The organism is Mesorhizobium sp. LNHC232B00 (assembly GCF_000502435.1).
Taxonomy (GTDB): Bacteria; Pseudomonadota; Alphaproteobacteria; order Rhizobiales; family Rhizobiaceae; genus Mesorhizobium; species Mesorhizobium opportunistum.
Window position 1 is genome coordinate 1 of the sequence record NZ_AYWP01000068.1, and the last position, 3,798, is coordinate 3,798.

The window sequence follows — 3,798 nt, forward strand, 5'->3', positions numbered from 1 at the left end:
ACGATGAGGCGGACGGGCGCCGCCGTTGGCTCGGGCCCGGCTGCCTGCCGCAGCAGGAACACCGGTCGGCCGGCACTCATCGCCCGCGCATGCAGCCGGCGCGTCGCGGTCAGGTCCAGCCGCTGCGGGTTGCCGCGGATTTCCAGGATGACAGCAGCGAGCGCCGTCATCCTGGCGGCCTCCTCGGCGACCCACAGCGCATCGACAAGCCTGGGCGCCTCGGAAAATAGCAATTGCTCCGGCTCGATGCCGAACGAGGCATGCAGCCCCCTGGCATAGGGAAAGCCGGCCTCGCGGAAGATTTCCGTGGTGCCGATCCATAAGATGGGCAGCCCCCGCGCCTGCTTGAGGATCAGGCTGGTGAGCGACAGGGCGAAACCGGCGACGGCCCCGGCGTCGCGGGTTTCCAGGCCATGGATTTCGCTGAGCGCGGCTTTCGGCAGACCGCCGCTCAGGGCAGCATCGAGGCGGTCGACGCCGATCGGCAGGAAGGCATCCGGCGGCGCCGCGGCAAGGCCGCGGCGGACGATCGTGAGATCAAGGCTGGAGGTGGGATCGGCATTGGGTGCGAGATCAATGCTAGAGGCAAGATCGGGGCTGGCGCCAGCACCAAGGGTCGCGGCGGCCGGCACCTGCAGGCGCTCGGGCAGCGTTCCCTCGATCTTCGCAATCTGGCGGCGCAGGGCAAAAACAGTCTCCCGCGCCACGGCGGTCATCGCCATGACGGTCAGCTTCCACTCACAATTGTTCCTGTTATGTTCTAATAGATTCCAGAGGCGGTCCGAAGAGTCAAGCAGAGTCACAAGGAATTTATTCCCAATTATATACTTGACAAAAGTATCGCCTTGAACGATAACAAATCCAAGGAGTTACACAAATGGCCGACCTTCAGAACCCGATTTTCCACGATGAGGACAAAGCCCGCGAAGCCCTTGAGGCTATCCGTTGGCCGCATGGCCCATATTGCCCTCATTGTGGCAACGCCAATCCCGACAAGATCGCGCTGATCGTCGGCAAGAAGCAGTCACACCGTCCCGGCTTGCGCTATTGCAACGAATGCAAGGGGCAATTCACCGTGACTGTCGGCACCGTGTTCGAGCGTTCCAAAATCCCGCTGTCTAAGTGGTGGCTGGCAACGCATCTGCTTGGCGCATCGAAGAAAGGCATGTCCGCTCACCAGCTGCACCGTATGCTTGGCGTCACCTACAAGACCGCTTGGTTTATGGCGCACCGCATTCGCAAGGCCATGAAGGAAGACGTTAAGTCATCCGGCCCGCTTGGCGGCGAAGGCAAAATCGTTGAGGCCGACGAGACCTATTTTGGCCCGAAGGACAGGGTTGTGAAGCGCACCATTCGCGGCAAGCCGTCCAACTCGTCCAAGCGCTCTATCGTTGGCGCTAGTCGAGCGCGGCGGGTCTGTCCGTTCCTTCCATGTCGAGCGCGCTACGAAGGCGTCTGTCCGCGATGTGCTGGTCCGCAATGCCGACCGCAAATCGACGCTCATGACCGACGAGTCCAACTTCTATCTGATCACCGGAAAAGAGTTCGCGGACCACGCGACCGTCAAGCACACTGGCGGCGAATACGTTCGCTACGAAGCCGACCGCATCGTCCACACCGACACGATCGAGAACGTGTTCTCAGTATTCAAGCGCGGCATGGTTGGCGTCTATCAGCATTGCGGCGAGGCTCACTTGCACCGCTACCTTGCCGAGTTCGATTTCCGCTACAATCGCCGCACCAAGCTCGGCTTTACCGACCAGATGCGCGTTGACGCCATCATGGATGGTATCGAAGGTAAGCGCCTGACATATCGAAGCGCTCACTAAGCCAAGGACGCTAAGACAAAAGGCGAGGAAACTCGCGAGGAAGCGCAAGAAGCGAAACCTATAGCGGAAATCCAAATCGGTGGTATGTTCTCCTCGTCAAAAACGGGGAGAACACCGTGGCCAAGAAGCAAAATGAAACATTCTCACAAAAAGAAATCCAACGGGAACTTGAACGCCGGACGCGCGTGAATCGCGGTCTCGAAGCTGATCGAAATCAGCCGGTGCCAAAGAGCATCTGCATGCATTGTAGCAATCCATACCCTCCGCACGAAGGTGGCGGCGGCCTATGCGAGATATGCTTCGATAGGGACTAAAGGCAGCGACCGCGCGTAAGCGCTCAGATCCTCGCCTTTCGCCAGCCAGCCTTACGCGCTTCTACGTTGCAGTACGAGCCTTAGGCTTCGCTTGCCCTAGGCGCTGATCATCTTTCTTTGTACTGGAGACTTTTGACGTCTGGCCCTTATGATCAGGCGGCGTCTTCACCAAGCGCTCCATAATGCGTTTGGTCTCATCCAGGTCTTTGTTTTTGGTATCAGCCATGGAAAGTGACCTTCTGTTCAGCGCCCGGTTGAAGATCGATCGGGCCAAACATCACTTTCGTGATCTTAACCGGTTGGTCGAAGCATTCAAGAAACGTGAGCCATACTCCGTCACCGTCGAGATAGATGCGGAGCCCGGCCGCGATTTCCATCGGCTCAAGGTCAATGAGGCCGTCCCCCGAGAGTGGGGCGGCATCGTTGGCGACGTGATTCACAATCTCCGCGCCTCTCTCGACAACCTCGCCGCCGCGCTTGTTATCGCCAATGGCCGAACCGGTCGAGACATCATTGAAAACACCCAATTCCCAATAGGTTCCACCAAACCGCTGTTTGAGCAAAGCCTCAACAAACGCCTGCGTGGCGCGTCCCCGCTGGCCAAGAGGATCGTCGAGCGCCTTAAGCCATATAAGGGAGGGACAGAAGCCTTCTGGCGTCTTCACAAGCTCGACATTCTCGATAAGCACACCGTCATCGTGCCTGTCGCCGCCAGCCATTCCAGAATCGGCTGGAAGTTCCCTATCCCGGGAATAATGGAGAGGATCTCCGGCCTCAAGGATGTCCCCATGCCGGACATCCCCTTTATGTTTTTCGACCGCAATGACGTCATGTACCCGCTCAATGACGGCGACATACTTACGAGCTACGACGCTGGCCCCGACCCCGACAGAAAATTCAAACCCGAGTTTAATTTTGTGATTTCTATAGCGTTCGGCGAGGGTCAAATTGTCGACGGTAAACTGCTGATTCCAAGCCTCAATGAGTTGATCGACTTCACGGAGCGCGTTGTCGATATCTTCGCGCGCTACATCTTCCGCTAATGCTGGTGCCGGCCTGTCCGACATAGGAAATATTCCTAACTGTGACTTTTGTCACGTATATAAATAGGACTTTATTCCTGACTGTCTGCAAGCGGGGTGTACCGGCCGCACCGTTTGCCGATTCCGGTGCGAAAGCCTATATGCCGGGATCAAAGGACAAAGCATGGCTCGCATCTACAAAACCCGCACCTGGCACGGCGAACTTGCACCCTCGATGGAGGAGTTGGAGTTCCTGGCGCTGGAGGCCTACGCCCATCTGCCGGAGGAGTTTCGCAAGCTGACCGGCGAGATTGTCATCCAGATCGCCGAATTCCCGACCGACGAGATCATGGACGATTTGTCGCTGGAAACACCGTTCGACCTGCTCGGCCTGTTCGAGGGGCGCGGCATCGCCGAACGCTGGAACCCGCAGACCGGCGAAGGCCCGAACCGCATCACGCTCTATCGCCGCGCCATGCTCGACTACTGGGCCGAAAACGAGGAAACGCTGGGCGACATCATCACCCACGTGCTGATCCACGAGATCGGCCACCATTTCGGCCTGTCGGACGACGATATGGAGCGGATCGAAGAGGCTGCCGAGTAGGCTGTGCCGATATTCAGGTGAGGCCG

The 3,798-nt window shown here is 58.3% G+C and carries 4 protein-coding genes and 1 pseudogene; 3 read left to right on the top strand and 2 right to left on the bottom strand.

Going from position 1 to position 3,798, the window contains the following annotated elements; translation table 11 throughout:
- A partial coding sequence (locus X743_RS137805; RefSeq protein ID WP_023769469.1) for a RecA protein occupies positions 1–722 on the bottom strand: 722 nt, incomplete at its 3' end.
- A 155-nt stretch (positions 723–877) separates the two neighbouring features.
- On the opposite strand from X743_RS137805, the pseudogene X743_RS01000000169735 reads away from it, so the two are divergent.
- Positions 878–1,829, top strand: a pseudogene (locus X743_RS01000000169735) (IS1595 family transposase).
- Positions 1,830–2,204: 375 nt separating this feature from the next.
- Here X743_RS01000000169735 and X743_RS1000000172650 read toward each other — a convergent pair.
- Positions 2,205–2,369, bottom strand: a complete 165-nt coding sequence (locus X743_RS1000000172650; RefSeq protein ID WP_156934589.1) for a hypothetical protein — start codon at positions 2,367–2,369, stop codon at positions 2,205–2,207.
- Between X743_RS1000000172650 and X743_RS1000000172655 the strand changes: the two genes are divergently transcribed.
- Positions 2,368–3,186 (top strand): hypothetical protein, encoded by an 819-nt coding sequence (locus X743_RS1000000172655; RefSeq protein WP_156934590.1) that lies wholly within the window; start codon positions 2,368–2,370, stop codon positions 3,184–3,186. The genes X743_RS1000000172650 and X743_RS1000000172655 overlap by 2 nt on opposite strands.
- A 163-nt stretch (positions 3,187–3,349) precedes the next feature.
- The gene (locus X743_RS137790) at positions 3,350–3,772 is read left to right on the top strand and encodes a metallopeptidase family protein (protein WP_013892171.1); all 423 of its coding nucleotides are present in this window, start codon (positions 3,350–3,352) and stop codon (positions 3,770–3,772) included.
- Positions 3,773–3,798: the final 26 nt, after the last annotated feature.

Excerpts from the sequence above, each read along its gene's own strand:
- X743_RS1000000172655 (WP_156934590.1), top strand. The coding sequence starts at position 2,368 with ATGGAAAGTGACCTTCTGTTCAGCGCCCGGTTGAAGATCGATCGGGCC.
- X743_RS1000000172650 (WP_156934589.1), bottom strand. The coding sequence starts at position 2,369 with ATGGCTGATACCAAAAACAAAGACCTGGATGAGACCAAACGCATTATG.
- X743_RS137790 (WP_013892171.1), top strand. The coding sequence starts at position 3,350 with ATGGCTCGCATCTACAAAACCCGCACCTGGCACGGCGAACTTGCACCC.